The sequence below is a fragment of the Promicromonospora sp. NPDC023987 genome, from assembly GCF_040639055.1.
Classification (GTDB): domain Bacteria; phylum Actinomycetota; class Actinomycetes; order Actinomycetales; family Cellulomonadaceae; genus Promicromonospora.
Window position 1 is genome coordinate 35,543 of sequence record NZ_JBEZZF010000032.1, and the last position, 25,518, is coordinate 61,060.

Annotated in this window: 30 protein-coding genes; 15 read left to right on the top strand and 15 right to left on the bottom strand. The window is 69.0% G+C overall.

What is annotated here, in order from left to right:
* Positions 1–61: 61 nt before the first annotated feature.
* A complete protein-coding gene (locus tag AB0F40_RS15455; RefSeq protein WP_357468973.1) occupies positions 62–1,576 on the bottom strand; it encodes an MDR family MFS transporter in 1,515 nt (504 codons plus the stop codon).
* Between the two features lie 475 nt (positions 1,577–2,051).
* Here AB0F40_RS15455 and AB0F40_RS15460 point away from each other — a divergent pair, with 475 nt between their 5' ends.
* Positions 2,052–2,381, top strand: coding sequence for a hypothetical protein (locus AB0F40_RS15460; RefSeq protein ID WP_357468976.1), 330 nt, complete (start codon positions 2,052–2,054; stop codon positions 2,379–2,381).
* Positions 2,382–2,491: 110 nt separating this feature from the next.
* Here the strand turns inward: AB0F40_RS15460 and AB0F40_RS15465 are convergent, their stop codons facing one another.
* Both AB0F40_RS15465 and AB0F40_RS15470 read right to left on the bottom strand, forming a co-directional pair.
* Positions 2,492–2,764, bottom strand: a complete 273-nt coding sequence (locus AB0F40_RS15465) for a hypothetical protein (protein WP_357468979.1) — start codon at positions 2,762–2,764, stop codon at positions 2,492–2,494.
* Between the two features lie 41 nt (positions 2,765–2,805).
* Positions 2,806–3,744 (bottom strand): RNA polymerase sigma-70 factor, encoded by a 939-nt coding sequence (locus AB0F40_RS15470; protein WP_357468982.1) that lies wholly within the window; start codon positions 3,742–3,744, stop codon positions 2,806–2,808.
* A 252-nt stretch (positions 3,745–3,996) separates the two neighbouring features.
* Here AB0F40_RS15470 and AB0F40_RS15475 point away from each other — a divergent pair, with 252 nt between their 5' ends.
* From AB0F40_RS15475 to AB0F40_RS15485, 3 genes are all read left to right on the top strand, one after another.
* Positions 3,997–4,848 (top strand): SDR family NAD(P)-dependent oxidoreductase, encoded by an 852-nt coding sequence (locus tag AB0F40_RS15475; RefSeq protein WP_357468985.1) that lies wholly within the window; start codon positions 3,997–3,999, stop codon positions 4,846–4,848.
* Between the two features lie 66 nt (positions 4,849–4,914).
* Entirely contained in the window at positions 4,915–6,126 is a 1,212-nt protein-coding gene (locus AB0F40_RS15480) for an FAD-dependent oxidoreductase (RefSeq protein ID WP_357468988.1), read from the top strand.
* 99 nt (positions 6,127–6,225) lie between these two features.
* Complete coding sequence (locus AB0F40_RS15485; protein ID WP_357468991.1) at positions 6,226–6,954, top strand: SDR family NAD(P)-dependent oxidoreductase; 729 nt, start codon at positions 6,226–6,228, stop codon at positions 6,952–6,954.
* A 74-nt stretch (positions 6,955–7,028) separates the two neighbouring features.
* On the opposite strand, the gene AB0F40_RS15490 is transcribed toward AB0F40_RS15485, so the two are convergent.
* Positions 7,029–7,985 (bottom strand): phosphotransferase, encoded by a 957-nt coding sequence (locus AB0F40_RS15490; RefSeq protein WP_357468994.1) that lies wholly within the window; start codon positions 7,983–7,985, stop codon positions 7,029–7,031.
* 120 nt (positions 7,986–8,105) lie between these two features.
* A complete protein-coding gene (locus AB0F40_RS15495; RefSeq protein WP_357468997.1) occupies positions 8,106–8,669 on the bottom strand; it encodes a dihydrofolate reductase family protein in 564 nt (187 codons plus the stop codon).
* A 256-nt stretch (positions 8,670–8,925) separates the two neighbouring features.
* On the opposite strand from AB0F40_RS15495, the gene AB0F40_RS15500 reads away from it, so the two are divergent.
* Both AB0F40_RS15500 and AB0F40_RS15505 read left to right on the top strand, forming a co-directional pair.
* Entirely contained in the window at positions 8,926–9,102 is a 177-nt protein-coding gene (locus tag AB0F40_RS15500) for a hypothetical protein (protein ID WP_357469000.1), read from the top strand.
* 149 nt (positions 9,103–9,251) lie between these two features.
* Positions 9,252–9,710, top strand: coding sequence for a hypothetical protein (locus AB0F40_RS15505; protein WP_357469003.1), 459 nt, complete (start codon positions 9,252–9,254; stop codon positions 9,708–9,710).
* Positions 9,711–9,908: 198 nt separating this feature from the next.
* On the opposite strand, the gene AB0F40_RS15510 is transcribed toward AB0F40_RS15505, so the two are convergent.
* Entirely contained in the window at positions 9,909–10,943 is a 1,035-nt protein-coding gene (locus AB0F40_RS15510; RefSeq protein ID WP_357469005.1) for a hypothetical protein, read from the bottom strand.
* A 130-nt stretch (positions 10,944–11,073) separates the two neighbouring features.
* On the opposite strand from AB0F40_RS15510, the gene AB0F40_RS15515 reads away from it, so the two are divergent.
* On the top strand, positions 11,074–11,775 hold the full coding sequence (locus tag AB0F40_RS15515) for a GNAT family N-acetyltransferase (protein ID WP_357469008.1): 702 nt from the start codon (positions 11,074–11,076) through the stop codon (positions 11,773–11,775).
* Positions 11,776–11,783: 8 nt separating this feature from the next.
* On the opposite strand, the gene AB0F40_RS15520 is transcribed toward AB0F40_RS15515, so the two are convergent.
* On the bottom strand, positions 11,784–12,158 hold the full coding sequence (locus tag AB0F40_RS15520; RefSeq protein ID WP_357469011.1) for a hypothetical protein: 375 nt from the start codon (positions 12,156–12,158) through the stop codon (positions 11,784–11,786).
* A gap of 124 nt (positions 12,159–12,282) precedes the next feature.
* Here AB0F40_RS15520 and AB0F40_RS15525 point away from each other — a divergent pair, with 124 nt between their 5' ends.
* Positions 12,283–12,687 (top strand): pilus assembly protein CpaE, encoded by a 405-nt coding sequence (locus tag AB0F40_RS15525; protein WP_357469014.1) that lies wholly within the window; start codon positions 12,283–12,285, stop codon positions 12,685–12,687.
* A 104-nt stretch (positions 12,688–12,791) separates the two neighbouring features.
* On the opposite strand, the gene AB0F40_RS15530 is transcribed toward AB0F40_RS15525, so the two are convergent.
* From AB0F40_RS15530 to AB0F40_RS15540, 3 genes are all read right to left on the bottom strand, one after another.
* Entirely contained in the window at positions 12,792–13,223 is a 432-nt protein-coding gene (locus AB0F40_RS15530) for a roadblock/LC7 domain-containing protein (protein WP_253867511.1), read from the bottom strand.
* Positions 13,224–13,447: 224 nt separating this feature from the next.
* The gene (locus AB0F40_RS15535) at positions 13,448–14,350 is read right to left on the bottom strand and encodes an alpha/beta hydrolase (RefSeq protein WP_357469018.1); all 903 of its coding nucleotides are present in this window, start codon (positions 14,348–14,350) and stop codon (positions 13,448–13,450) included.
* Between the two features lie 106 nt (positions 14,351–14,456).
* Positions 14,457–15,227 (bottom strand): C40 family peptidase, encoded by a 771-nt coding sequence (locus AB0F40_RS15540; protein WP_357469021.1) that lies wholly within the window; start codon positions 15,225–15,227, stop codon positions 14,457–14,459.
* A gap of 140 nt (positions 15,228–15,367) precedes the next feature.
* Between AB0F40_RS15540 and AB0F40_RS15545 the strand changes: the two genes are divergently transcribed.
* A complete protein-coding gene (locus AB0F40_RS15545; protein ID WP_357469024.1) occupies positions 15,368–16,030 on the top strand; it encodes a histidine phosphatase family protein in 663 nt (220 codons plus the stop codon).
* A 68-nt stretch (positions 16,031–16,098) separates the two neighbouring features.
* Here AB0F40_RS15545 and AB0F40_RS15550 read toward each other — a convergent pair whose 3' ends face one another.
* Positions 16,099–16,743: a hypothetical protein gene (locus AB0F40_RS15550; protein ID WP_357469026.1), complete on the bottom strand. Its 645-nt coding sequence runs from the start codon at positions 16,741–16,743 to the stop codon at positions 16,099–16,101.
* Positions 16,740–17,063, bottom strand: a complete 324-nt coding sequence (locus AB0F40_RS15555; RefSeq protein WP_357469028.1) for a helix-turn-helix transcriptional regulator — start codon at positions 17,061–17,063, stop codon at positions 16,740–16,742. The genes AB0F40_RS15550 and AB0F40_RS15555 overlap by 4 nt, the downstream gene beginning before the upstream one ends.
* Before the next feature lie 113 nt (positions 17,064–17,176).
* Here AB0F40_RS15555 and AB0F40_RS15560 point away from each other — a divergent pair, with 113 nt between their 5' ends.
* Together AB0F40_RS15560 and AB0F40_RS15565 are read left to right on the top strand one after the other, a co-directional pair.
* Positions 17,177–18,082, top strand: a complete 906-nt coding sequence (locus AB0F40_RS15560) for an ATP-binding cassette domain-containing protein (RefSeq protein ID WP_357469031.1) — start codon at positions 17,177–17,179, stop codon at positions 18,080–18,082.
* Positions 18,083–18,084: 2 nt separating this feature from the next.
* Positions 18,085–18,912: an ABC transporter permease gene (locus AB0F40_RS15565; RefSeq protein WP_357469034.1), complete on the top strand. Its 828-nt coding sequence runs from the start codon at positions 18,085–18,087 to the stop codon at positions 18,910–18,912.
* Between the two features lie 15 nt (positions 18,913–18,927).
* On the opposite strand, the gene AB0F40_RS15570 is transcribed toward AB0F40_RS15565, so the two are convergent.
* Positions 18,928–21,039, bottom strand: coding sequence for an AAA family ATPase (locus AB0F40_RS15570; protein ID WP_357469037.1), 2,112 nt, complete (start codon positions 21,037–21,039; stop codon positions 18,928–18,930).
* Positions 21,040–21,254: 215 nt separating this feature from the next.
* Between AB0F40_RS15570 and AB0F40_RS15575 the strand changes: the two genes are divergently transcribed.
* Positions 21,255–21,611, top strand: a complete 357-nt coding sequence (locus AB0F40_RS15575; RefSeq protein ID WP_357469040.1) for a DUF3467 domain-containing protein — start codon at positions 21,255–21,257, stop codon at positions 21,609–21,611.
* A gap of 319 nt (positions 21,612–21,930) precedes the next feature.
* A complete protein-coding gene (locus AB0F40_RS15580; protein ID WP_357469043.1) occupies positions 21,931–22,248 on the top strand; it encodes an STAS domain-containing protein in 318 nt (105 codons plus the stop codon).
* Between the two features lie 48 nt (positions 22,249–22,296).
* Here the strand turns inward: AB0F40_RS15580 and ppgK are convergent, their stop codons facing one another.
* Positions 22,297–23,043 (bottom strand): polyphosphate--glucose phosphotransferase, encoded by a 747-nt coding sequence (gene ppgK, locus AB0F40_RS15585; protein ID WP_357469046.1) that lies wholly within the window; start codon positions 23,041–23,043, stop codon positions 22,297–22,299.
* 14 nt (positions 23,044–23,057) lie between these two features.
* Between ppgK and AB0F40_RS15590 the strand changes: the two genes are divergently transcribed.
* Positions 23,058–23,243 carry an SPOR domain-containing protein gene (locus AB0F40_RS15590; RefSeq protein WP_357469049.1) on the top strand — a complete coding sequence of 62 codons (186 nt, stop codon included), beginning with the start codon at positions 23,058–23,060 and terminating at the stop codon, positions 23,241–23,243.
* A 7-nt stretch (positions 23,244–23,250) separates the two neighbouring features.
* Here the strand turns inward: AB0F40_RS15590 and panB are convergent, their stop codons facing one another.
* On the bottom strand, positions 23,251–24,081 hold the full coding sequence (gene panB / locus AB0F40_RS15595; protein ID WP_357469052.1) for a 3-methyl-2-oxobutanoate hydroxymethyltransferase: 831 nt from the start codon (positions 24,079–24,081) through the stop codon (positions 23,251–23,253).
* 104 nt (positions 24,082–24,185) lie between these two features.
* On the opposite strand from panB, the gene AB0F40_RS15600 reads away from it, so the two are divergent.
* On the top strand, positions 24,186–25,451 hold the full coding sequence (locus AB0F40_RS15600) for a glutamine synthetase family protein (protein ID WP_357469055.1): 1,266 nt from the start codon (positions 24,186–24,188) through the stop codon (positions 25,449–25,451).
* Positions 25,452–25,518 lie beyond the last annotated feature (67 nt).

The following is a 25,518-nucleotide window of genomic DNA, read 5'->3' on the forward strand; positions in this document are numbered from 1 at the left end:
CCTCCGGGAGAACCCGGCGTACAGACCGACTCGTCCGCTTTAAACGCTCTGACCAGCGCATTCAGGTTGCGCCGTCGCTCTCCGGGCGCTTGATCATCGTGGCGAGCCCGATGGTCAGTGCCATGACGCCGGCACCGATCCCGAACGCCAGACCGGCGCCTTCGGCCATCGCCGCCGCGCCGGACGACCCGCCGTCTTCCAGGGATGCCGCCCGGATGGTCATGATCGCGATGAAGAGCGCGGTACCGGCGGCACCCGCGACCTGCTGCACCGTGTTGAGGGTGGCCGAACCGTGCGAGTACTGGTGCGGCTTGAGCACCCCGAGCGCGGCGCTGAACAGCGGCGTGAACACGGAGGCGAGGCCGACCATGAGCAGGATGTGCGCGCCGAGGATGTAGAAGATCGACGTCGTCGGCGAGATGAACGCGAACGCCCCGCTCGCCACCGTGACCACCACGGTGGCGGGGATCATGATCGGCCGGGGGCCGAACCTGTCGTACCAGCGGCCGACGACCGGGCCGAGCACACCCATCGCGACGCCTCCCGGCAGCATGAGCAGGCCGACGGTCAGCGGCGCCATACCGAGGGCGTCCTGCAGGACCAGCGGCAGCACGATCATCGTGCCGAACATCGCCATCATCGCGACCGCCATGATGACGACGGCGACGCGGAAGTTCGGCTCGAGGAACGTGCGCAGGTCGAGCAGTGCGGAGTCGGTGCGCTGCCGTGCGATCTGCCGCCAGATGAACAGGCCGAGCACCGCGAGGCCCACGCCGAGCGGGATCCACGGGTTGACCGCCGTGGCGTGCTGCGCCGCCTCGCCCAGGCCGGAAAGGCCCCACACGACACCACCGAACGCGACCAGTGCGAGCAGCAGTGACAGCGGGTCGAGGTGGTGCTCGTCCTTGTCGGACACGTCGCGGATCCAGAGGATGCCGGCGGCCAGGGCGAGCGCCGAGATCGGCAGGACGACGCCGAACACGCCGCGCCAGCCCAGGGGGTCGAGGACCGCACCCGACAGCGTCGGGCCGAGCGCCGGCGCCAGCGCGATGACCAGCGTCACGTTGCCCATGATCCGGCCGCGCATGTGCGGCGGGACGATCGTCATGATGGTGGTCATGAGCAGCGGCGTCATGATGGCCGTGCCCGTCGCCTGCACCACGCGTCCGGTGACGAGGATCGCGAAGCCTGGTGCGATCATCGCCAGCGCGGTGCCGGCTGTGAACAGCGCCATCGCCAGCAGGTAGGCACGGCGCGTGCCCAGCCGGTTGATGAGGAAGCCCGTCGCGGGGATGACCACGGCCATGGTCAGCATGAACGCGGTGGTGAGCCACTGGCCCGTCGTGGCGGTCACGCCCAGGTCGGCCATGATCGGCGGCAGCGCCACGGACATCGTGGTCTCGTTGAGGATCACGGTGAACGCGCTCGCCATGAGCAGCGCGATGACGCGGAGATGGCCTGGGGCGAGCTTGTCGGTGCGTGACGGCGCGGAGGCGTCACTCGATGCGCCGTCGGATGTGGCCGCAGTGGTCGGTGGATCGCTCAGGTGGTCGGATGTGTCAGTCGTGGCACTCATGGGCTTTGCCCTCTCGTACAGCGCGTGGGACGGGGTCGAGAGCGACGTTGCACGCGACCTGCTTCTGACGAACAAGGCTGGCTCCGTGCCGGCGAGATCGTCAAACATCTTTGCCAGTCCGGCAAATCTCGCCCGGTGACACGGTGGTTGCCATTCCTGAGGTGTTCGCCTCGTTCGAGCACGATGATCTCGGCGTCCGGTACGAGCCTGCGCAAGCGTGTGGCCGCTGACATGCCACCGGCCACGCCACCCACGATGACAACCTTCATCGTTGCGTTCTCCTGCCTCTGGTGATGCCCGAAGCCACCGCGGCCTGGGTCGATGCACGAGACTGGCTCGGCGCGCGGGAGAACACCAAAGCTGTTTGCCGCCTTGGCAAACGTCAGGGGGACGGCCGTGGTTGCCCGGCTGGCGACCTAGTTCATTTCCTCGAGGTGGTGCGGGCGCGGATGCGTGCGGCTCGCCTTGTCGTTCGATGAGGCAGAGGTATTCCACGGGCTGGTTGGTTGCGGCGCCGAACAACGACGGCAAGGGCGTGCAGACGATCGAGGAGAACCTCGAGCAGCTCAAGCAGATGTCGAGCGGCGGGGGCGTCGTTGCGTTGCGGTACGACATCGTCCGGCAGTTCCAGAAGCCCGACGAGGTGCTCCAGCAGCACGTGCTGCACATCAACATGCCCGACGGGTCCGGCACCGAGCTGCCCGTGGCGATGTACTTCGGTTTCAAGGACGGCCTCATCGACCGGATCGAGGAGTACGCGAACATGACGCCGTCCGACGAAGGCAACGTGGGCGACGACAGCTGATCCAACGCTGGGACGGACCTCCGGCATCTGGGCCCGACCGGCGCCCAGGTGCCGGGACCCTCCCCTCAACCTGATTGACGGCGTCGGGGACGCGATCGAGGCGTACCGGCCTACTGGACCATTCCGATGTTGAGTGCGGCCAGCTGTAGCGGGGTGCCGGACACGATCAAGCGCAGGTCGGGGTGAGTCTTGTCGATAGTCCAGTCCACGAACGCGCAGCAGGTCCTCTCTACCTCGACCAGGTCCTGCAGCCGCCGGACGGAGCCGTCGACCTTGGCGTAGTGGATCGTCAGGCTGGTCTCGGAGCGCTCCTGCTCCAGGGCGTACGCGCCGGGGTCACGGTCGAGCTCGCAGGAACTCCTGCTTCGCGCAGCGGTAGGCACGCATCGTCGAGATGTCGTGATCAAGGCTGGCGGCTGAAAGGTCACCTCAGCGTGAGCGGAGTCTCCGATGTGATGCGGGTCAGCTTCTGCGGGTTGCGGACGTAGTAGAGGCCGGTGATGCGGACGTCCTCGATACCCACCGCTATGACGCCGTCGATCTCGCCGTCCACGCGAAGGAGGAGGGCCGGGTTGCCGTTGACCATGGTGAGCTCGCTGCTGAGCGCGAGCCGGGCCTTGCCGAGGCCATCGACGATCATGCGGGCTACCTTGTCGGCGCCGGTGATCGGCCGCGGCGCGGCCTGCTTGACGCCGCCGCCGTCGCTCATCAGCACGACCTCAGGGGCGAGTACATCGAGGAGGCCCTGGAGGTCCCTGGTCTCAAGCGCGCGCTGGAACGACTCCAGGGCCTCACGGGTCTGGGCCGGGGAGACCGTCTGGCGCGGGCGGCGTGCGTCGACGTGCTTGCGGGCCCGGTGCGCGATCTGGCGAACGGCCGCCGGGGTCTTGCCGACGGCGGCCGCGATCTCGTCGTAGTCCACGTCGAAGACCTCGCGCAGAACGAAGACGGCACGCTCGGTCGGCGAAAGCGTTTCCAGGACGAGCATGAGCGCCATCGACACGCTCTCGGCAAGCTCGACGTCTTCGGCCACGTCCGGCGCGGTGAGCAGCGGCTCGGGCAACCAGGGGCCGACATACGCCTCCTTGCGGCGCTTCATCGTGCGCAGCCGGTCCAGCGAGCGCCGGGTGGCGATCCGGACCAGGTAGGCGCGCTGGTCGTGTACCTGTCCGAGGTCGACCTTGACCCACCGCAGCCAGGTCTCCTGCAGGGCGTCTTCGGCGTCGGCAGCGGAGCCAAGCATCTCGTAGGCGACGGTGAACAGCAGGTTGCGGTGGGCGAGGAACGCTTCGGTCGCGTGTTCCATCTGGCCGCCAGCCGTCAGCTCGGCTGCGCCCGTCGTCACATCTTTGCGCTCGTCCATACCTGGCTCCTGCCTGTCCGTCCGCAATATTTCTGCTCCGTGCACAGGGCGCCGACGTCCTGCGCCGTGTGACACCCATGATCGGTGAGACACCTCACATGACCGCACTGTCACAAATCTCGCCGTGCCGACGCCACATGGTCGTCAGGACGCCGCGACACGTGCGGCACACGAATCCGCGAGCGATCACGGTGGCTCGTTGCGTGGTGACCGCCGCGCGACCGCCACCGCAGAAGGAACGGAAGAGGCACTATGAGCAAGGTCTGGTTCGTCACTGGTTCGTCTCGCGGCCTGGGCCGCAACTTCGTCGAGGCCGCTCTGTCGCGCGGTGACAAGGTGGCCGCGGCTGCCCGGACTACAGCAAGCCATGCGGAGCTGGTCGCCGCCTACGGCGAGGCGGTGTTTCCCCTGGAGCTGGACGTGACCGACAAGACCGCCGTCTTCGAGAGCGTGAAGCGGGCCAAGGAGCGGTTCGGCCGTCTGGACGTCATCGTGAACAACGCCGGCTGGGCCCAGGTCGGCACGGTCGAGGAGCTCGCCGAGCAGGACCTGCGCGACCAGCTGGAGACCAACCTGTTCGGCGCGGTGTGGGTGATCCAGGCCGCACTGCCTCACCTGCGCGAGCAACGCTCGGGGCACATCGTCCAGCTGTCCTCGGCGGCCGGACTGATGGCGATGCCGCTCAGCGGCGCCTACAGCGCCTCCAAGTGGGCGCTGGAAGCCCTGAACGAATCCCTCGCCCACGAGGTCGCCGACTTCGGCATCACGGTGACCGTTGTCGAGCCCGGCGGCTTCGCCACGCGGTCCGGCAAGAACCCCGATCCGCTCAACAACGGCCACCTGTCCGAGCCCAACCCGATCTATGACGACCTTCGCCTGCGCATCGCCGCGTTCGCGGGCAACCAACCTGCCGGCGACCCGGCCGCCGCGGCCCAGGCACTCCTCAAGCTCGTCGACTCCGACAATCCGCCCCTGCGGGTGCTCTTCGGGCAAGGCTTCTACCCGATGCTCCAGCAGGTCTACGCCGACCGGCTCAAGACCTGGGCCGACTGGCAGGACCTCTCGGCGGAGGCTCACGGCAACCTCGATCCAGAGAATCGGTGATCCCTGGGGCGAGTCAACTCACCCGGAGCAAGCCGACCAGGAGAGCAACCCATTGAGGAGCAACCCATGAGGAACAAGCATCACATCGTCGTCCTCGGCGCTGGCTACGCCGGGGCCTATGTGGCCGGGAACCTGGCCCGCCGGCTGTCCCCGGCCGACACCGAGATCACCGTCGTCAACGCTGAGCCGGACTTCGTCCAGCGGCTGCGGCTGCACCAGCTCGCCGCCGGCCAGGAGATCGATACTCCAGGGCTCGCCGACGTCTTTGCGGGCACGGGGATACGGCTGCGCCTGGCCCGTGTGGCCGCCGTCGACACCGAGCGCCAGGTCGTCGCCCTCGCGATGGCCGACGGCGGCGGCGAGCTCGGCTACGACACGCTTGTCTACGCGCTCGGCAGCCACGTTGCCGACTGCGGCGTCCCTGGCGTGGCCGAGCATGCCTTCCACGTCACCGCTCGGCCCGCGGCCCTGCGCCTGCGCGAGCGCCTGGACAGTCTGGACAGGCGGGGCGGCGGGAGTGTGCTGGTCGTCGGCGACGGGCTGACCGGCATCGAGACCGCCACCGAGCTCGCCGAGTCCCGGCCCGGCCTGTCGGTAGCGCTCATCGCCCGCGGTGAGCTGGGCGCCCGGCTCTCCGCCGGAGCACGCAGGCACCTGCGCCAGGCCTGCGACCGGCTGGGCATCACCGTCCTGGAGCACACCAGTGTCGGAGCCGTCGAAGCGACGCGGGTGCTGTGCGCCGACGGCACGGCCGTGGCAGCCGACGCAACCGTGTGGACAGCCGGTTTCGCGGTCAGCCCGATCGCCGCCGCCAGCGGGCTGGAGTTCACCGAGAACGGCCAGATCGTTGTCGACGACACCATGCGGTCGGTCTCGCACCCGAACGTCTACGCCGCCGGCGACAGCGCCCACGTCATCGGCCACAACGGCCGGCCACTGCCGATGTCGTGCGCGTCGGCCGGCTCCACCGGACGGCAGGCCACTGACGCGATCGTCGGACGCCTGACCGGCCACAAGATCGCGAAGGGCAACCTGGACTACCCGGGCAACCACATCAGCCTCGGACGGCGGGACGGGATCCTGCAGCCGGTCGACCACACAGGACGAGCGAGACCGAAGTACATGGGCGGCCGGACAGCCGCGCGTATCAAGACGGGCATCCTCAAGATCTCGCTGTGGGGCATCCCGCACCCGACCTTCGGCCTGCCCAAGCGCAAGCGCCGGCTCGCCACTGCGCCGGACGCGTCTCGCCGAGAAGGCGCTCGCGCAGCCGCATAGTCCGGAGCTTTCACCGGGATCGACCGCACGCCTCAGCGGCACCGCGGGATCGGCTCGGCCCGCCACCTGGCCGTAGGTACGACGACATCAGGAGAGAACATGACCTCAGCACTGATCACTGGAGCGAACAAAGGCCTTGGCTACGAGACCGCGCGCAGGCTCGGGGAGCTGGGCTGGACGGTCTTCCTCGGCTCACGCGACGAAGGCCGGGGTAGGGCTGCCGCCCAGAAGCTGGCCGCCGACGGCGCACACGTCATCATGGTCCCCTTGGACGTGTCCTCGGAGAAGTCGGTGGCAGGGGCCGTGCGGCTGGTCCGGGAGCACACCGACCGGATCAACGTGCTGATCAACAACGCCGCCACGCCAGGCGGCGGTGTCAACCCGGCGGACGCGACAGCCAAGGACATCCACGCCGTCTACGACACCAACGTCTACGGGCCGGTCCGGGTCACGCAAGCGTTCCTGCCGCTGTTGCAGGCGGCCGACAGCCCTCGGGTGGTGATGGTCACCGGCCCCGGGGGCTCGATCGAGTACGTGACCGACCCCGGGCAACCGGTCTCGAAGATGTACGAGCTCGCCTACACCTCGTCGAAGGCGGCGCTGAACATGATCACCGTCCGATACGCCCAGGCACTGCCCGCCATCAAGTTCAACGCAGTGATCCCCGGCGAACTAGCCACCAGCAGGTTCCCCGCCACCGACATGAGCAGACACATGGGCGAGCTGACGGTCACCGAGGGCAGCGATCCGATCATCGAGCTCGCGACGCGCGCCTCTGACGGGCCGACCGGGATCTTCATCGATCGCCTCGGCCCCATAGCCTGGTAGTTCTCCGTCTGGTTGGTCGTCGACGGACGCGGCCGTCTCAGGGGTCGGTATCACCGGGGTGACGGTGGTCGATGTCAAGCACGCGACCAGCGAAGCGCGTTCAGTTCGTCGAGGGCGCGATGGCCGCGCTTGACCACCCCTGGAACGACATCGTGGCGCCCGTCACGGACGGGGATCTCAAGCATGTGGAGGACGTGCGCCGCTGTGAGCACCGCCGCCCCGTCCAGGCCGACCAGGTCGAGGATTCTCGTCCACAGCCGCCGTCGGACATCGTCCAGCAGCGGATCCCGGAAGGTGTACCAGACGAGGTTCGTGAGATCGATCGCCCGCGTGCCGCTACCGGCGTTCCCGACATCTACGACCGCCACTACCGCTCCGTCACGGACCAGGATGTTGCTGGGGGTCGCGAGATCGGCATGGACCATGTCAGGGGCGTCGCGTGGTGGTGGGGCGTCGGCACACACGAGTCGCAGGCGCTCGACCAGGTCCGACACCTCGGAGGAGTACCCCGGGAGCCTGGCCATGGACCGGCGGAGACGTGACTGCTCCCGCGTCTCGTTGAGATCCAGCCCGGTGCTGGCCGGATCCTGAGCCGTGGCGACCCGCCAGGCGTACGACCAGTGGTCGTAGGGCTCGGAGGCTTGCCCGGCCTGGAGCTCGATGATCTCCATCAGCTGCTCGACGAGAGAAGGGGTCAGCTCCGACGCGGCAGCAGCGTCGACGAAGTCCATCAGCTGCCAGACATGAGTGGCCGTGGCCCCCACGCCGAGCCAGGCCGGTGTGGGATAGCCGCGCCTGCGCATGTGCTCGACCACTCGCTGGGCGCGCAACGTCTCGTCCAGGTGGTTGGGGTGTGCCCGGGGCACTGCTTTGAGAACTGCAGCTGCACTTCCGGCCAACTGGACGCGCGTGGCGCCCCCGTTGACGCCTCCGGGTAGGCGACCGAGAAGAGTGACCTCTGCTCCGACCGCACCGGCCACGTCGTCCAGGACCTCGGCCAGCGGCCCTTCGGGATGGGTGCCCTGGTTCATCGGCTCGGGGCCGCAACGGCGAGAGCGCAGCACATGCACAGGACCTTACGGCCGAACGCGGCCTTGGCGGTGAGCCGGCGCAGGGTTGCGCTTTGACCGTTCGCAGATTGCACCATCCGACTAGCTGCTCGTCTCGTACCTGTTCAGGACCACTCCGCCGGGAAACCTCCGCGTCTCCACCAGGTTCAGGTTCACCCAGCTGTCCAGCGCGGTGAAGAACGATGTGCCGCCACCCACCAGGACCGGATGGGTGGCGATCGCGTACTCGTCGATCAGCCCGGCCCGCATGGCCGCCCCGGCGAGCTTCGCGCCACCGACCCTCATCGGCCCGCCGTCCTCGCCTTTGAGCCGGGTGATCTCCGCGACCGCGTCGTCGGCGACCACGCGGGTGTTCCAGTCGACCTTGTCGATCGTCGACGAGAACACCACCTTCGGCGTGTCCCGCCAGTTCCGCGCGAACTCGACCTGCGCAGGGGTGGCGTCCGGCTGCTGGTCGCCGGTCGGCCAGTGGGAGCTCATGGTCTCCCACAGCCTGCGCCCGTACAGGAACAGGCCGATCGCCCGCTCCTGGTCGAGCCACCACTGGAACAGCTCGTCGCTCGGCGCGCTCCAGCCGAGGTTGTCGCCGGGCGCGGCGATGTAGCCGTCCAGGGACAGGTTCATGCCGTAGAGCAGCTTCCGCATGGCTTCGTGCCTTCCGTCGGTTGTCTCAACAGAGACCGGCGCGGCGCGGGAAACTCATCGACCCTCGAGCCGTACTTCCGTCGATTCTCGGACGGTTCGGTGGCACGCTTCACCCCATGCGCGACGAGATGAGTGCCACCGCAGACGCCGGAACAGGGGAGCGGGGTGCCTATCGTTCGGCAGACGCGATCGCGCTGGGGCTCAGCCTCCTCCTGGGGGTGCGATCGTCCTGCTCCTTGGAAGTGTGTTCGGTCCCGTGGCCGGGGCCTCGGTGTTTTGGCTGCTGGTGATTCTCGGGATCGTGACGCTCGTTGCCGGCACCATCCAGCTCGTCATCGGCGTCTACCAGTGCGCCGACAACATCGACCGGGCGGCGAAGGTGCTGATCGACGGGCAACGTGACCAGGACGTGTTGCGGAGGTCGTCGTCGTGAATGGATGGATGTGTGGCCCGAGTCATCTCAGCGCTCACCGCCCTTGACGCGGGCAGGGCCGACGAGATTCTCGCCCTGTGCCGCCGGGACCGGTCCCGGCGGCACACGGCTAGCTTGCCGGGGAGCCCAGCTCGGCCGAAGGAGGAATCATGCGGCTGCTAGCGCGTCGAAGCAAGGGCCATCGCATGCCGAGGCGCCGGTCGACGGCGGCGTTCGAAGCGCTGCACCGTGCCGTGTTGTGGATCCTCATCGCAGGTGTCGTGATCGCGGGCGCGGTCGTTGGATGGCTGAACGCGGACGGCGGCGAGTACCGCGATGCAGTCGTTCTCGACACCTGGACCGAGCAGGACTGCGGTTGGCACGGTCCTGCCGAACATCAGACATATAGCTGCACGACGTCGTCCTGGGCCTCCGTCTCCTATTGGGACAACGGGCGTGAGCAGACCGGCACCGTAGCGGGCACCTTTGCAGCGGGTGAGCGCACCGAGATCTACATAGGGCGCTTCAACCTTGCGCTCTCATGGGCGGATGCCTTTGCACCCTGGCTCTTCTTCGGCGTCGTTGCGGCTTTCATCATCTGGTGCATCAACGGGATGTTCTTCGATTAGCTGCCTGGCGTCGCCGTCGGACCACGCCATCCTCCGCGTGCCACGCCATGGTCCACCGAACAGCCGGTCGGGCAGCGGAAGATGGCGTGACACGCAGAGAATGGCGTGTCTACCGGGCGATCAGCCGCGTCGGCCGTCCGCCGGCTTCAGCGACGACGCCGTCGCGTCAGAAAGTCGTCCATCGCAGCCGCCCGACACTCAGGACGAAGCCCCGGTCCGCTTGTTGACGACCCGTGCCACGAACTGCGCGTCGCGCGTCTTGCCCACCTCGAGCAGCGCGCTGACGACGGCCTGCGCCTGATCCCGCAGCTCAGCGATGTCAGAGGTGCGCAGCACCCGGTAACCGAGGCTGTTGTAGGCACTGTTCGCATATGACCTCGCCTCTCGCTGGTTGCCCAGGGCCAGATGGAGGTGCATCAAGGTGGTCAGGGCGGCAGTGTGGTTCATGCTGCTGTAGGACTTGTGCCCGAGCTTCTCGGACTGCTCGAACCAGTCCACGGCTGACTGGGCGAACGGCAGCGCATCGCGGGGCCTCTGCTCGTTGGACATGGCCGTCGCGACAGCATGCTGAGTGAGCGCCGTCACATAGGCGTTCTGGCCGTTCGCGTCAGTCTCAAACGCTCGATTCGCGTAGCGAGCCGCCTGCTGAGCCTTGACCCGCGCCGCATCGTGGTCTTGCACGGCTTCGAGCGCGCTGCAGTGCGCCAGCAACGCCAGGCACGAGAGACGTTCGAAGTCCGCCGGTTGATCAGCTTCGGCCGCGAATCCTTCCGCCAGGCGAGCTGCCTCCAGAGATGCGTCGTGCCGACCGCATCGGGCCAGGACTTTGGCCGACGTCACCAGGGACTCTACGGCTTCCACGGGGTCGAGCGCGTCGGTCACACGGACGTCCTGCAGCAGGGCAGCACAGGCTTCCGCGCTCTCGCGGGCACGCCGATCGTCCCCGATCTGGAGCTGCAACCAGGCGCGCCGCGCGAGCATCGCTCCGAGGGCGTTCGTGACCCGCGGGTCGAGCCGTGATTCGCCGAGGACTTCGATTCCTTCGTTCAGCGTCTCCCTGTAGTCCTGCGTCATCCTGGGTTTGTGCCGCAGTTCCGAGCTGAGCTCGAACAGTGCGAATCCCAGGGAGTGGACGACCTCGACGTCGTCACGTGCGTGCCGTTCAACGCGCAGCGCGTCGACCTGTGCGGTCAAATCTTTGATGGCGCGCTTCTGCTTTCGGCTGCTGACCATGGCACGCAGCCTAGAGCGGGCCGATCGCGCTGGTGAAGTACGAACCGGTTCGTCCGCTCTCAGGCCCTGACCGGGCTGCCGTCGCCCAATTCAGGTACAGCGTCGTCATCCGTTGTGGGACGTTGGCCACATGGACGACCCACCACCGACCGATGCCGTTCACTCCCGCCTCACGAAGCGTTTGCGGCTGGAGCCGGTCGGTCCCGCGAACGCTCGTGACCTGCGGCTCGTGCAGGACGACGACGAAGTGTGGCCGTGGTACGGCGGCAAGCAGCCGAGCATCGAACAAGCGGGGCAGCAGGCGCGACTCATGGGCGAGGCGTGGCGTTCTCACGGCGTCCACAAGTGGATGGCGTATGACCGCGTGAGCGGCGAGGTTGTCGGTCGCGGCGGGTTGTCCCGGACGCCGGTCGATGACGACTGGGGGCAGATCTACGAGTTCCTTCCGGCCGAGCCGTGGGTGCGCGTGGCGCACGGGGCGGGCCGCCCGTTCGTCGCACACGCGAACTGGCTCGAGATCGGATGGGCGCTACGGCGCGAGTTCTGGGGGCGCGGCTACGCGTCTGAGATCGGCCGCGCCGGGCTGGCGTTTGCGTTCGACGCCCTCGGAGTGCACGCCGTGGCGTCGTGCACGGTCCGCCACAACGTGCGTTCGCGCGCCGTCATGGAGCGCATCGGCTTGCGCTACGCAGGGGAGATCCGAAGCCGCGGGATAGTCGAGGGGGTCGAGGGGGAGCGGGACGACGCGCCGTTCACCGTGTGCGTGCTGTTGCGGAGTGACTGGGACCGGCAACGGGGCACCGCCAGCATGAAGACACTGCCTTCGGCCTGATGCCCGGCTCAGCCCCGCACGCCGCCCCAGGTGACGAACTGGTCGGCGAGGACGCCGAGGATCAGCAGGCCACCGAGGCCCCACGCGGCAACCATGGCCCGACGCCGGCCCAGGGTCAGCAAGAGGAACGTCACCGTGCTGTAGGCCAGGGTGATGACGACCGCGGAGATGAACGCCGGTGTGAACCGGGCGTGCGGCGCACAACCAGGCGGCGCCGGGTACACCAGCGCACACACCGTCCCGTGGCCGGGCGGGTTGGCGAGGGTCCAGATGTTCACGAGGGTCCAGGTGGCGATCACCGCGGCGGCGACGAGCGCGAGCGCGTGCCCGACGGCGTAGAGCGTCGCTCGGGTCTCCTGGTCGTCCGCGTCAGTCTCTCCCACGGTCCGAGAGCCTATAGATCGCCGCCTTGGAAGCCGAGCAAAGTGCGCCGCCGAGCTCCAGCGATGGCAGCTACGGCGGCTCCCGTCACAGCCGGCCCGGCTCCAGGTGCTGGAGAATGGCCCGATGATCTCCACCGAACTCGCGGCCACGCTGCGCGACGCCGGCCTGGTCTGGACACCGGCCGACGGTGACCAGTTCCGGGTCCAGGCGCCCGAGCTCACGAGCGACGTCTTCACCGTCAGCACCATGACCATCGAGGCGCACGAATACCCGACAGGCACGATCCTCGGCTTCAACGGCACCACCGAGTGGGCGCTGGACTCGGTCGCGATCGAGGACGCGCTCTGGCTGCCGCGCGAGGACCAGCTGCGCGTCCTCCTGCGCTCGAGCTTCCAGGCCCTACGGCGTACCGACGGCGCCTACGAGGTCGAGGTCGAGCTCCTGGGGCAGACTCGCGTCTTTGCGGAGCCGCAACCCGACGAGGCGTACGGCCGGGCACTGCTCGCCCTCATCGGGCTCAGCCGCTGACCTGGAGCACGTCCATGTGCTGGCCAGGCCGCGGCCGGCCCCGGTGCCCGACGCCGCCGGGCGAGATCGCCTCGGACGGCGAAAAGCTGTCCGCGAGACGGGAACTAGCGCTGGCGGTCGACGGGGAGGCTGCCCCGCATCTCCGAGATCAGCTGCGGGGTGAGCGTGCCCTCGGTGCGGGAGACCAGGAGAGCCATCTCGTACCCGACGAGGCCGATGTCGCACGTGGCCTCCGCGACCACGCCGAGCACGGACCCGTTCGAGACGCTCATCAGGAACAGGAACCCCTTGTCCATCTCGATGATCGTCTGGCGGACGTTGCCGCCGTTGAGCTGTCGCGAGGCTCCGCGCGTGAGGCTCGACATGCCCGAGACGATCGCCGCGAGCTGGTCGCCGCTGGTGCGGTCGAGCTGGTCGGACATCGCCATGAGCAGGCCGTCTGCTGAAACGACGAGCGTGTGCCGGCTGCCCGGCACGGTGCGCACGAAGTTGTCGAGCAGCCACCCGAAATTCGTTGCTTCGGTACTGAGGGTCACTCTTCTGCTCCTCTGGTGCCTGCTTCCCGCTGACGGGCTCGGACAGGCAACCGGTTGAACTTGCGGATCTGGGCGTAGTGCATGCGTGCGGGAACGACGCGGCGCAGCATGCTGGTGCGTCCGGTCAACGGGTCGGCGGGGGGTACCGCAACGTCGGCATGGGATCCGTCGCTGCGGCCACGATAGCGCCGCAACGGTGGTGGAAACGATGCAGTCTCGCACGTTCACCTCAAACCTGGCACCGGCCCCCTCTGGCTCGACAAGGGACGGAAGTGACCGATCAGGGCTTCCGCGAGGGCAGCCGGGTTCTCCTCCGCGACGTGGTGGCCCGAGTCGATGCCGAATCCGTCCAGCTCGTCCGCCCAGCCGCGCCAGATGTCCAGCGGGTTGCCGTAGAGCTCTTCGATGTCGTCCTGGAGCGACCACAGGACGCGAAGCGGCGCGGTGACGTGCCGGGGCGCCGCACGGTCCGCCTCCTCGTGCGCGCGGTCCACGGAGAGGCCGGCGCGATAGTCCTCGAGCATCGCTCGCACCACCTCAGGGTGCGCGACGGCGTCCATGAGCTCGGCGTGGTTGTCGGCTCCCATGCTGGCCGGGTCCGCCTTCCGTCCGTACCACGAGGCAGGGTCGGCATTGATCACCCGCTCCGGGATCTCCGGCTGGGCGAAGAAGAACCAGTGCCACCAACGTGTGGCGAAGTCCGCGCCCGCGCGGCGGAGGTGCTCGCTGACGGGGAGGCAGTCGATCAGGACCAGCCGCTCGACCGCCGTCGGGTGGTCGAGCGCCAGGCGGAGCGCCACCAGGCTCCCGCGGTCATGGCCCGCCGCGCAGAAACGCTCGTGGCCAAGACGGCTCATGACCGTGACCATGTCCCGGGCGACCGCTCGTTTCGAGTGAGCGGAATGGTCCGGGCCGGGTTCTGGACCTCGTGACCGGCCGTAGCCGCGAAGGTCGGGACACACCACGGAGAAACCGGCGGCGACGAGCCGCGGGGCCACGCGGTGCCAGGTCGCCGAGGTGCGTGGATGACCATGGAGCAGCAGCACGGGCGGGCCCGACCCGGCGTGCCGGACGAAGATCGACGCCTCGTCGCTGTCGATCCACTCGGTCGTGAAGCCCTCGAACACACCTCGAGTATGCCCGGCACCCATGCCCGGCACCCATGTCCGGCACCCGGCCCGGCATCGTCGAGACGGATACCGACGTCAGGGTCCGCCCCGCACCCGCAGTGGTTCAGCCCACGCGGATGAACGTCGGGTTGGACTGCCAGATGCTGGTGTACCGCACGCTCTTGCCGGGGACCGGGGCCTCGATCTGCATCCCGTCGCCGGCATAGATCGCGATGTGTCCGGGGGTCCAGATCATGTCGCCCGGCTGAGCGTCCGCCCAGGACACGGGGGTCCCGGCGTATCGCTGCGCGGACGACGTACGCGGCAGGTCGATGCCGACCTGGGCGTAGACGTAGGAGGTGAAGCCGGAGCAGTCGAACCCGGCCGGGGTCGTCCCGCCCCACACGTACGGGACGCCGAGGTACCGCATCGCGATGGATACCACCGCTGAACCTCGTTGCTCGATCGCCTCCGCCTCGGCCTCCGCGGCACGCTGCGCCTGGTAGTCCTCGTTCTCGGCGGCCGAGATGACGGAGACTGCCGCCTTCTCGACCTTCAGCTCCGCGCTGGGATTGACGGCGACGACAGTCGTCGCGGCCATGCTCTGGCGGGCCTGGCTGGTCAGGGCGTTGAGGTCGGCCGTGTTGAGCGTGCCCTGGACGGCCTTGCCTGCCAGGGCTGTGTTGACCGCCGGGACGGGCGCCGCCTGGGCGGGCGGGGCGACCAGGGACAGCAGGACACCGCCACCTGCCGCGGCGATCACGGCACCACGACCGGTGATCGCGCCAGTCTGCGCGGAGGCTGCCCGCGTGACGAGGGTTCGAACGGGGCCGCGTGCTGCCCGGTGACGACCACGCAGGGACTGGGACGTGGCCGGGCTGGACTGGGGATCCATGAACGCAGGGACCTTTCCGATCGAAAACGGCATATCAGACTCACGGCGAGCCCAAGGGTAACGGAACGGCCACGGCGACCGAAACCCCCTGTCCGGGGCGGTGTGCGAGACGACGCGACCAGTCGGAGAGAATGCACCCCATGAGACTTCTGCTCCTGCGCCACGGACAGACACCCGCCAACGTGGAAGGCCTGCTCGACACGGCACACCCCGGTCCTGGGCTGACCACGCTCGGTGAACGCCAGGCCGCCGCGGTTCCGGAGGCGCTCCGGGATCGACAGGTGGACGCCATAGCCGTGTCCCCGCTGGTGCGGACGGCGCGTACGGCCGCGCCTCTCGCCCGAGCGCGGGGCCTCGAACCGCTGATGGTCGACGGCCTGCAGGAGGTCGAAGCGGGGGCGCTCGAGATGGCCGGCGACCATGAGGCGCACCTGCGCTACCTCGGGACCGTCTTCGCCTGGGCGCGCGGTGAGGTCGGCAGGGCCATGCCCGGAGGGCCGGACGGCCGCGCTTTCCTCGGCCGGTATGACGGCGCCGTCGCGGCGATCGCCGCGCACGGCTGGGACAGCGTCGTCGTGGTCTCCCACGGCGCCGCCATCCGTTCCTGGGTGTCGGCGCGCGTGGCGGGCGTGGACGTCGATCACGTCGAGCGGACCGCGCTGGCCAACACCGGTCTGGTGGAGATCGACGGCGACCCCGTCGGCGGCTGGCGGCTCGTCGACTGGTCCGCCGGGCCGGTCGGTGGGCTCGAGCTGGACGCACCGGCTGCCGACGACCCGACCGGAGAACCGGTCGAGGACTGAGCCCCGTCAGCGGCGCCCCAGCGCGAAGGTTGTCGAAGGCCCGGTGCCAACACCGGCCGCATCACTCGTCAGCCGGCGGTTCTCGGTGCGCGGTTCCGGACGGCCCGGTGCGTGATCACGAGCGCGAGCAGGGCCACGGCGACGACCGGAACGCCCAGCAGGATCCCGCCGGGCCGATGGGCCGGAGCGATCGATATCAACATCGTCAGCACCGCCACGACGAAGACGACCAGAGCCGCCGCCGTCGCCCGGCCGAGCCACGTGGGGACGGACGTCCCGATCCGACGCGTCGGCAGCGACGTGGCGACAACGGTCAGGACGGCGCCTACGAGCGCAGCCGCGATCGCGCCCCTGAGCACCTCGATGCCGATGAGGAAGACCGGCGCCGCACCGCCGCTCGGGACCGCTGACCGGGATACGCCGACGAGCGCTTCGTACAGGTACCACCCGAGGCTGGTCAGGAGCAGTAGGAAGAGCGTCTGCGCGGCGTGCCGACGGAACACGCGTAGCGCCAGCTCGCGGGCCATCGCCGCGCCGACCTCGCGTGGATCACCGAACTCGCGCACCAGGGAGTCCGTCCCGGGGTGCCGTTCGAGCGCCTCTGACAGTCCGTCCCTGAGCTCGTCGAGGATCTCGCCTCGTGCCCGTCCTCTCCGAGGGAGCTGCGTCTCCACCTGTGCGAGGTAGGCATCGACAGCACTTGTCCCAGTCATGCCGGAAACTCCAGGACGCGGTCGACAACTCCGGCGAACCCGCGCCACTCCGTCCGCTCCGAAGCGAGGTACGTGCGCCCGGCCGCCGTGATCGTGTACGTGCGCCGACGGCGGCCGTTGTGCACGCTCCAGTCGCCGGTGATCAACCCCGTCCGCTCCAGACGGTGCAGCGCCGGATAGATGGTGCCCGATGGGAGGTCGAAGGCGCCGGCGCTGCGGGACCGCAGCTTCTCGACCACGCCGTACCCGTGCAGCGGGCCAGGCTCCAGGACAGCCAGGAGCAGTGCATCGAGGTGGCCCTTCAACCTCTCGGTACTCATAGGTAGCAACGCTACATGAAGTTTTGCTACCGTACCGGCTATGCGTAGAAACGCTACAGGTAGTGGCGCTACCGCTCGCCGTCTGTCAGCCGACCAGCTTCCGGAGGTGCACCATGTCTGACGTGGCCATAGCCACCGACAACCTCACCAAGGTCTATGGTCGGCGCCACGCCGTCGACCGGCTGACGATCGAGGTACGAGCCGGCCAGGTGACCGGCTTCGTCGGCCCGAACGGGGCAGGGAAGACCACGACCATCCGGATGCTGCTCGGCCTGATCCGGCCGACCTCGGGGACCGCTCAGGTGCTGGACCGGCGGCTGGCAGATGCGCCGTCGTACCTCCACCGAGTCGGGTCCCTGGTTGACGGCCCTGCGTTCTATCCCCGGCTGAGCGGGCGGTCGAACCTACGTGTCCTCGCGAGGCTCGCGACTCTTGACCACCGAGTTCCCCATGTCCTCGAAGTGGTGGGGCTCAGTGACCGCGCGGACGATCCGGTGGCTACCTACTCGTTGGGCATGCGGCAGCGGCTGGGACTGGCCGCTGCGCTCCTTCCCGACCCGTCGCTCGTGATCCTGGACGAACCGGCCAACGGCCTCGATCCGGCAGGTATCCGCGACATCCGCAGGTTGTTACGCCGTCTCGCGGACGACGGCGCGACCGTCTTCGTCTCCAGTCACCAGCTCTCCGAGCTCCAGGAGGTCAGCGACGACGTCGTGCTTCTGCGCAAGGGGCGCCTGGTCTACCAGGGTGCGCTCGCCGGCCTCATCGCCCAGAACAAGGCGCGGATCACCGTCCGGCCGGAGGATCCGGAGCATCTTGTCGTGCTCGAGCGCATCGCTCGGGACAATGGATGGAGCGCGGTGGTCGGTCAAGGCACGCTCGTCGTCGGCGCACAGAGCGGGGCAAGCGGTCTGCTCAACCGGGCCGCGCACGGACAGGGCGTCACGCTGACGGAGCTGTCCAGCAGGCCACCCACCCTTGAGGAGATCTTTTTCGCGCTGACCGAGGAAGAAGAGTGACCATGACGCGCCTTCCGATGTACCGGCGTGGCCGGCTACAGGGATTTGCCGGTGCGTTCAGCAGCGAGCTGATCAAGCTGCGGCAGAGCACCTATTGGATCTGCGCTGCCGCAATGGCCGCGTTCATGGCGATCACCATGGTGATCGCGGTGCCCGGTCCGGAGGTCACGTCTGACCGTGGTCCGGCGGGTCTCGTGCTTTCGAGCGAAGCCCTGACCGCGTCGGACGGGCTGGGCCGGAGCCTCGGGAACTCCATCACCTTCATCGGCATCGTCACGCTCACAGTCGTCGCGATCAACGTCGGGAGCGAGTACAACCACGGGGTGATCCGGAACCTCCTCGTGCGACAGCCGCACCGCACGCGCTTGTTCTTCGGCAAGATCACTGCGCTCATGGGATACCTGACAGTCGCCGTCGTCCTGGCTTCGACCTGTGGCGCCGTGCTCGCTGAGCTGCTCGCGGGCTCCGACGTCGAGACGGGTGCCTGGTGGACGCGCGCAGGGTTGGCGGCGTCCGCCGGCGGGATGGGCAACGTCGTCGTCGCGACCTGGGGCTGGGCGGCGTTCGGGATCGCTCTTGCGATGCTGTTGCGCTCGGCACCAGCCACGATCGGCGTCGGTGTCGCCTACGCGCTGCCGGTCGAGATCCTGCTCGTAGAACTCTCCGACGATCTCTCGCGGTGGCTGCCCGGGCAGCTCTTCCAGTCGTTGGCTCGGGGTGGATCCGAGTCCGTCGACCACACCGGTGCCCTGGTCGGCTCTCTCGGGTGGACAGCTGCGGCTACCGTCCTTGCCCTCCTCGTCTTCCGGTATCGCGACGTGCCCGACTGATATATGGGTGCGTCGTCAGCGGTCCGCCCCGGTCGAGGGCTCGCCCACGTGCTCGATGCCCAGCTCCGGCGGCAGGTCGTCCTCGTGCCGGACGACGAGGGACGTCACCGCGCGGGTCAGGCAGACGTAGAGGCGGCGCAGGCCCGTGGCGTGGCTGGGCTCTGCCGCCACGATCCCCGCGGGGTCGTGCAGCACCACATGGTCGAACTCGAGGCCCTTGGCCAGCGAGGCGGGCACCAGGTCCAGGTGGGCGTCGAACTCGGAGGCGTCGTCGGCGTCGCCGTCCGGGCCGGGAGGCTCGTCGTCCCGCTCACCGACCACCGCGAACCTGAGCCCGACGGCGGCGAGCGCGCCGCGGACGTGCGGCACGCCGGCGTCGGGCACGATCAGGCCGACCGAACCCTCGAGACCGGCAACGCCCACGAGCACGTCGCCGAGCGGCGCGGTGGTGATCGTGAGGCGGCCGCGAGCGCGCCGGACCGCGGTCGGCGGTTCCAGGCCGGGCGCGATGCTGGGCAGGAGCCGCGCGGCCAGGTCGATGACGTCGGCAGGCACGCGGAACCCAGCGGTGAGCTGTTCCACGTGCCCGTCGGGCTTGGCCAGGTGGCCGAGGACGTCGGACCAGTCGCTCGACGCCCACGGTGTGGTGGCCTGGGCGAGGTCACCGAGGACGGTGAGCGAGCCCGTCGCGGCGCGGCGCCCGAGGGCGCGCAGCATCATCGCGGACAGGTCCTGCGCCTCGTCGACGACGATGTGCGCCAGCGACTCCGTCCGGTCGAGGAGGTCGGCCAGCTCGTCGAGCAGCACGACGTCCGCCGTCGTCCACCGCACCGAGCCGGCGGTGCGCGGCGGGCGGTCCCAGGCGAGGAGGCGCTGTTCGGCCTCGGACAGGATCCCGTCGGCGCACCCGGCGAGGAGCTCCGGGTCGGTGAAGAGGCGGAAGAGGAGCTTGCGCGGGTCGACCGCCGGCCATACCGCGGCCGCGTAGTCCCGGACGGGCTTGGTGCGGGCCAGGACGTCCCACGCCCGGTCGTCGAGCGCGTCGCCGGTCTCCTCGATCTGGACGAGCACCCGGTGCGCGAGCGCGTGCCGCAGCTGGGCCCCGCCGAGGGCGTAGCGCACGTCCCGTGCCCTGATCTGCTCGATCGCCTCGCGCGCCTCGTACGCCGGGACCCGCCAGCGGAAGGAGCCGCGTGGCAGGACCAGCGTGTCCTGCGGGGTGCCGATGTTCGACCAGATGGCGCGCCGCAGCACGGCCGCCATCCGGCCGTCGCCCTTGAGGGTCGCGACGTTCGCCGGCTCGCTGCCGCGCACCGGGGCGTGGCAGCTGACCAGCTCCTCGATGGTGGCCTGCGTGGCGTGGATCTCGCCGAGGGCGGGCAGCACGTCCCGGATGTACCGCAGGAAGCTCTTGTTCGGTCCGACGACGAGCACGCCGCGGCGCGTGAGCTGCTCGCGGTGCGCGTACAAGAGGTAGGCGGCGCGGTGCAGCCCGACCGCCGTCTTGCCGGTGCCCGGAGCGCCCTGCACCACCAGCGTGCGCTCGAGCGGCATGCGGACGATGACATCCTGCTCGGGCTGGATCGTCGCGACGATGTCGCGCATCGGACCGGTGCGGGGGCGCTCGATCTCGGCCTCGAGGATCTCCGAGTGCGCCGTGCCGTCGCCGCCGGGCGGGCCGGTGGGGCCGTCGGTGGCCAGATCCGCGTGGGTGAGGGGCTCGTCCTCGAACCCGGTCAGGTGGCCGCGGGCGAAGCCGTAGCGCCGCCGGGCCGTGATTCCCATCGGTTCCTTCGGCGTGGCCCGGTAGAACGGGGTGCTCACCGGGGCGCGCCAGTCCACGACCATCGGCTCGCCGTCCGGGTCCGAGACGTGCCGTCGTCCGATGTGGAAGGTCTCGGCGCTCTCGCCGACGTCGATCCGGCCGAAGAAGAGCGGGATCTCCGGGTCGTCGGTCAGCTGTTCCATCCGCCGTGCGAGCGCGGCCTCCAGGACGTCCGCGCTGACCGGGTCGCCGGCGTAGCGGCCGTCGAGCGCCGCCACCCGGTCCCGCATCCGGCCGAGCTGGTAGCGGGCCTCGGCGAGAAACTCCCGCTCGTGGGCGAGCTCGGGCACGTCGGCAGGCATGAGGGACCCTCCAGGAGACTGCGGGGGACTGGTCCGTCCGGGACGTTCGTCGGGACAGACGCGCCAGCGTAGTGCCGGGCAGGTGCGCGACGCGGCACTTTTTCGGTGACGGGCGGCCCGCTCAGGGACATATGTCCTCGGAGTCCGTTTCCACTGTCGCGGCAACCTGCCCCACGGTACGGTCGGGGAACCGCCCGGCCAATCGAGGAGCCCCAGTGTCGTCCGACGAGCTGCCCCAGGAGTTCCAGATCGACGTACCCGACGAGATGGAGACGGGCGTACCGGCCGACTTCGCCTCCGTCTGGCACACACCGACGTCGTTCATCCTGGACTTCATCGCCGTGAAGCAGCCGCCGAGCCCGGTCTCCGACCCCGAGTCGGGAGAGGTGACGTCGATAACCGTGCCGGGTCGCGTGGTGTCCCGTGTGCGCATTCCCCCGCAGCAGGTGTTCGAGCTTGCCAAGGCGCTCACTATGCAGCTCGATGCCTGGGAGAAGGAAAGTGCACCGACCATGCGCAATCCAGGGGTCGCAGAAGGGCCTGATGGCCCGAATCGATCGTCAGAGAATTGATCTTGTGAATCTTTTTCTTGAACGATTGTCCAACTCGACGACTGTTTGTACCGGTCTGACCGGTAGGATTGTTCCACTTTGACCGGAGAAGCGATGGGTTATACCAGTTCTGTGGGGGAAATGTAAGCCTCGCAGGCTGTTCCACTTGCGATCTTCACGGATGTAGGCTTCCCGTGATCGCGACGAAGGCGTTGCAATCTCCCAGAGTTGCCCGGGGGGTCGGGCGACCCGTTCCGGCGGCCGTGTCGGGGAGCAATGAACAGGGGCGATGCAAGTGAGCAACACGGAATTCGATAACAGGGGGCGCACGGGCGGGATCATGTTCGAAGAACAGTCCCGGACGAGTGTCGTGAGCATGTGGGGAGAGATCGACGTCTCCTTGCGCGGTGAGTCGAGTGCTGCGATTGCCAATGCCCTGGAGCGGGCCAAGGCGGTCGTGATCGACACCTCGAGGGTGACGTTCATGGACTCGACCGGCGTTGCTTTCCTCATGCAGATGTACACCTACGGAACGCAGGACGGGCTGACCGTCAGCCTTCCGGAACCGCCGCCGGTGGTCCGGAGCGTCATCGAGATGCTCGGGGTCGACGTGCTCTTCACCCAGCCGGCGCGACCCGCCGTCGTGCGGGAGGCCTGACCCGGTCCCGTCGGGACCACACCCGGCCCGAGGGCCGGGCGCGGCCGGTCAGCGACCTGCGGCCAGTGCCGCGGCGCCGACGATCCCGGCCGCGTTGCGCAGCTGGGCCGGAATGATCGGTGCGCGCAGGTGCAGGTGCGGCAGGTACTTCTCGTGGTGCTTGCTCACACCACCCCCCACGACGATGAGGTCGGGGGACAGCAGATCCTCGACCACGCCGAAGTAGCGCTGCAGGCGCTCAGCCCATTCGTCCCAGGACAGGTCCTCCCGCTCGCGCGCGGAGTCGGCGGCCCGGGACTCGGCGTCGAACCCGTCGATCTCGAGGTGTCCCAGCTCCGTGTTCGGCACCAGCACCCCGTCGACCACCAGCGCCGAGCCGATCCCTGTGCCCAGGGTCGCCACCAGCACCACGCCCTCGGCGTCGCGGGCGGCGCCGTAGCGCACCTCGCCCACTCCCGCGGCGTCGGCGTCGTTCACCGCGACGACGTGGCGGCCGGACGCGCGCCGCACGAGCCCAGGCAGGTCAACGCCGGTCCAGGACTGGTCGAGGTTGGCCATCGAGCGCACCACGCCGTGGTGCATCGGCGCGGGGAAGGCGACGCCGATGGGCACGTCGTCGGGGAGGTCGTAGCTGTTGACGAGCGCCGTGAGCACCTCTGCCACGGCCTGCGGGGTGGACGGGACGGGGGTCGGGATGCGGGTCCGCTTCTCCGCGTACTCGCCCGCCGTGAGATCGACGGGCGCACCCTTGATCCCCGAACCTCCGATGTCGATGCCGAATGCCAGGTCATTCATGTCAGGATCGTCTCATGGGCACTGAAGAGGAGTACTGGTACAACACCGAGACGGGTGAGGTCGAGGAGGGACGCCGGTCCTCCTGGACGCACCTCATGGGTCCGTACGGCACGCGCGCCGAGGCGCAGCAGGCCCTGGAGAGCGCGAGGTCGCGCAGCGAGTCCTGGGACCAGGACGACGAGGAGTGGCGCAACAAGTAGCTGAGGGCTACTTGTCGAACGAGTGCTCCTCGTCCGGGAACGACGAGTCCTTGACCTCGGCGACGTAGTCCTGCGCGGCCTGCTGCAGCGCCGCGCCGAGCTCGGCGTAGCGCCGGGCGAAGCGCGGCGACCAGCCGGTCATGCCCGCCATGTCCGTCCACACCAGCACCTGGCCGTCGCAGTGCGGCCCCGCTCCGATGCCGATGGTCGGGATGCCCGCGGCCGCGGTGATCCGCGCGGCGACGTCGACGGGCACCATCTCCAGGACCACCGCGACGGCGCCGGCGTCCTCGACCGCACGGGCGTCGGCGGCCAGGCCCTCCACCGCGGCGTCGCCGCGCCCCTGGACGCGCGGCCCGCCCAGCAGGTTCTCCGACTGGGGCGTGTACCCGAGGTGCGCGACGACGGGGATGCCCGCCTCGCTCAGCGCACGGATCTGCGCCGCGGAACGGACCCCGCCCTCGAGCTTGACGGCGTCGGCGCCCGTCTCCTTGAAGACCCGCACCGCTGTCTCCAGCGCCTGCTGCGGCCCGGCCTCGTAGGAGCCGAACGGCAGGTCGATCACCACGAAGGCGCGCTTCGTCGCGCGCGCGACGGCGCGGGCGGCAGGGATCATGTCGTCGACGGTCACGGGGATCGTGGTCGCGTGACCGTGCATGACGTTCCCGATGGAGTCGCCGACGAGCAGGATGTCCATGCCCGCCGCGTCGAAGATCGCGGCGGTCACGGCGTCGTACGCGGTGAGCATCGCGAGCTTCTCACCACGGGCCTTGGCCTCCGCCAGGTGATGCACGCGGACCCTCTTGGGCCCCTGGACGGGGGACGTGTGGGCGGACATGGTTCTCCTGTGGTTCGGGCGGCCTCGGTGCCGCAGGAAAGCCTACGGCTGGTCGTCCACACCTGGTACACGCGCCTGTAACAGGGTTAGTGCAAGATGGGCCCATGGACAGGCAGCAGGAGTTCGTGCTCCGCACGGTCGAGGAGCGCGACATCCGCTTCATCCGGCTCTGGTTCACCGATGTGCTCGGTGTGCTCAAGTCGGTAGCCGTGGCGCCCGCGGAGCTCGAGTCGGCGTTCAGCGAGGGCATCGGCTTCGACGGCAGCGCCATCGAGGGCCTCACCCGCGTCTTCGAGGCCGACATGGTCGCGAAGCCGGACCCGACCACCTTCCAGGTGCTTCCCTGGCGCGGCGAGCGCCACGGCACCGGCCGCATGTTCTGCGACATCCTGACTCCGGACGGGGAGCCGTCGCTCGCCGACTCGCGCAACGTCCTCAAGCGCACCCTCGCCAAGGCGAGCGACCGCGGGTTCACCTTCTACACGCACCCCGAGGTCGAGTTCTACCTCTTCAACCAGCTCACCAAGACCGACTCGAAGCTCGAGCCGGTCGACCAGGGCGGGTACTTCGACCACCTGGCCAGGGGGTCGACGCACGACTTCCGCCGTGCCGCGATCACGATGCTTGAGTCCATGGGCATCTCGGTCGAGTTCTCCCACCACGAGGCCGGTCCGGGGCAGAACGAGATCGACCTGCGGTACGCCGACGCGCTGACCACCGCCGACAACCTCATGACGTTCCGCACGGTCGTCAAGGAGGTGGCGCTGGAGCAGGGCGTGTTCGCGTCGTTCATGCCCAAGCCGCTGGCCGACCAGCCCGGGTCCGGCATGCACACCCACGTGTCGCTGTTCGAGGACGACCGCAACGCGTTCCACGAGCCGGGCGCCCAGTTCGAGCTGTCCAAGACGGCGCGGCAGTTCATCGCCGGCCTCATGGTGCACGCGGGCGAGATCACGGCGGTCACCAACCAGTACGTCAACAGCTACAAGCGGCTCTGGGGCGGGCAGGAGGCTCCCAGCTACGTGAGCTGGGGCCACAACAACCGCTCCGCGCTCGTCCGGGTGCCGATGTACAAGCCGGGCAAGGGCAACTCGGCCCGTATCGAGTACCGCGCGCTGGACTCGGCGGCGAACCCGTACCTCGCGTTCGCCGTGCTCCTGGCCGCCGGCCTCAAGGGCATCGAGGAGGGCTACGACCTCCTGGACCACACCGAGGACGACGTCTGGGAGCTCACCGCCGCCGAGCGGCGGGCCCTGGGCATCGCGCCCCTGCCGCGCGACCTCGACGAGGCCATCCAGCTCATGGAGCGGTCCGAGCTCGTGGCCGAGACCCTCGGCGAGCACACCGCCGTCGGTAGCCGGAGCGGCTGAAGCAGCTGAAGCAGCTGAAGCAGCCGAAGCGTGCGGGACGATCGCCGCGATCAGGCCGTCCACGACG

Excerpts from the sequence above, each read along its gene's own strand:
- AB0F40_RS15540 (WP_357469021.1), bottom strand. The coding sequence starts at position 15,227 with ATGGATCCCCAGTCCAGCCCGGCCACGTCCCAGTCCCTGCGTGGTCGT.
- AB0F40_RS15485 (WP_357468991.1), top strand. The coding sequence starts at position 6,226 with ATGACCTCAGCACTGATCACTGGAGCGAACAAAGGCCTTGGCTACGAG.
- panB (WP_357469052.1), bottom strand. The coding sequence starts at position 24,081 with ATGTCCGCCCACACGTCCCCCGTCCAGGGGCCCAAGAGGGTCCGCGTG.
- AB0F40_RS15550 (WP_357469026.1), bottom strand. The coding sequence starts at position 16,743 with ATGACTGGGACAAGTGCTGTCGATGCCTACCTCGCACAGGTGGAGACG.
- AB0F40_RS15480 (WP_357468988.1), top strand. The coding sequence starts at position 4,915 with ATGAGGAACAAGCATCACATCGTCGTCCTCGGCGCTGGCTACGCCGGG.
- AB0F40_RS15495 (WP_357468997.1), bottom strand. The coding sequence starts at position 8,669 with ATGCGGAAGCTGCTCTACGGCATGAACCTGTCCCTGGACGGCTACATC.
- AB0F40_RS15490 (WP_357468994.1), bottom strand. The coding sequence starts at position 7,985 with ATGAACCAGGGCACCCATCCCGAAGGGCCGCTGGCCGAGGTCCTGGAC.
- AB0F40_RS15555 (WP_357469028.1), bottom strand. The coding sequence starts at position 17,063 with ATGAGTACCGAGAGGTTGAAGGGCCACCTCGATGCACTGCTCCTGGCT.
- AB0F40_RS15505 (WP_357469003.1), top strand. The coding sequence starts at position 9,252 with ATGCGGCTGCTAGCGCGTCGAAGCAAGGGCCATCGCATGCCGAGGCGC.
- AB0F40_RS15510 (WP_357469005.1), bottom strand. The coding sequence starts at position 10,943 with ATGGTCAGCAGCCGAAAGCAGAAGCGCGCCATCAAAGATTTGACCGCA.
- AB0F40_RS15515 (WP_357469008.1), top strand. The coding sequence starts at position 11,074 with ATGGACGACCCACCACCGACCGATGCCGTTCACTCCCGCCTCACGAAG.
- AB0F40_RS15460 (WP_357468976.1), top strand. The coding sequence starts at position 2,052 with ATGAGGCAGAGGTATTCCACGGGCTGGTTGGTTGCGGCGCCGAACAAC.
- AB0F40_RS15470 (WP_357468982.1), bottom strand. The coding sequence starts at position 3,744 with ATGGACGAGCGCAAAGATGTGACGACGGGCGCAGCCGAGCTGACGGCT.
- AB0F40_RS15525 (WP_357469014.1), top strand. The coding sequence starts at position 12,283 with ATGATCTCCACCGAACTCGCGGCCACGCTGCGCGACGCCGGCCTGGTC.
- AB0F40_RS15590 (WP_357469049.1), top strand. The coding sequence starts at position 23,058 with ATGGGCACTGAAGAGGAGTACTGGTACAACACCGAGACGGGTGAGGTC.
- ppgK (WP_357469046.1), bottom strand. The coding sequence starts at position 23,043 with ATGAATGACCTGGCATTCGGCATCGACATCGGAGGTTCGGGGATCAAG.
- AB0F40_RS15580 (WP_357469043.1), top strand. The coding sequence starts at position 21,931 with ATGTTCGAAGAACAGTCCCGGACGAGTGTCGTGAGCATGTGGGGAGAG.
- AB0F40_RS15545 (WP_357469024.1), top strand. The coding sequence starts at position 15,368 with ATGAGACTTCTGCTCCTGCGCCACGGACAGACACCCGCCAACGTGGAA.
- AB0F40_RS15600 (WP_357469055.1), top strand. The coding sequence starts at position 24,186 with ATGGACAGGCAGCAGGAGTTCGTGCTCCGCACGGTCGAGGAGCGCGAC.
- AB0F40_RS15455 (WP_357468973.1), bottom strand. The coding sequence starts at position 1,576 with ATGAGTGCCACGACTGACACATCCGACCACCTGAGCGATCCACCGACC.
- AB0F40_RS15565 (WP_357469034.1), top strand. The coding sequence starts at position 18,085 with ATGACGCGCCTTCCGATGTACCGGCGTGGCCGGCTACAGGGATTTGCC.
- AB0F40_RS15570 (WP_357469037.1), bottom strand. The coding sequence starts at position 21,039 with ATGCCTGCCGACGTGCCCGAGCTCGCCCACGAGCGGGAGTTTCTCGCC.
- AB0F40_RS15475 (WP_357468985.1), top strand. The coding sequence starts at position 3,997 with ATGAGCAAGGTCTGGTTCGTCACTGGTTCGTCTCGCGGCCTGGGCCGC.
- AB0F40_RS15560 (WP_357469031.1), top strand. The coding sequence starts at position 17,177 with ATGTCTGACGTGGCCATAGCCACCGACAACCTCACCAAGGTCTATGGT.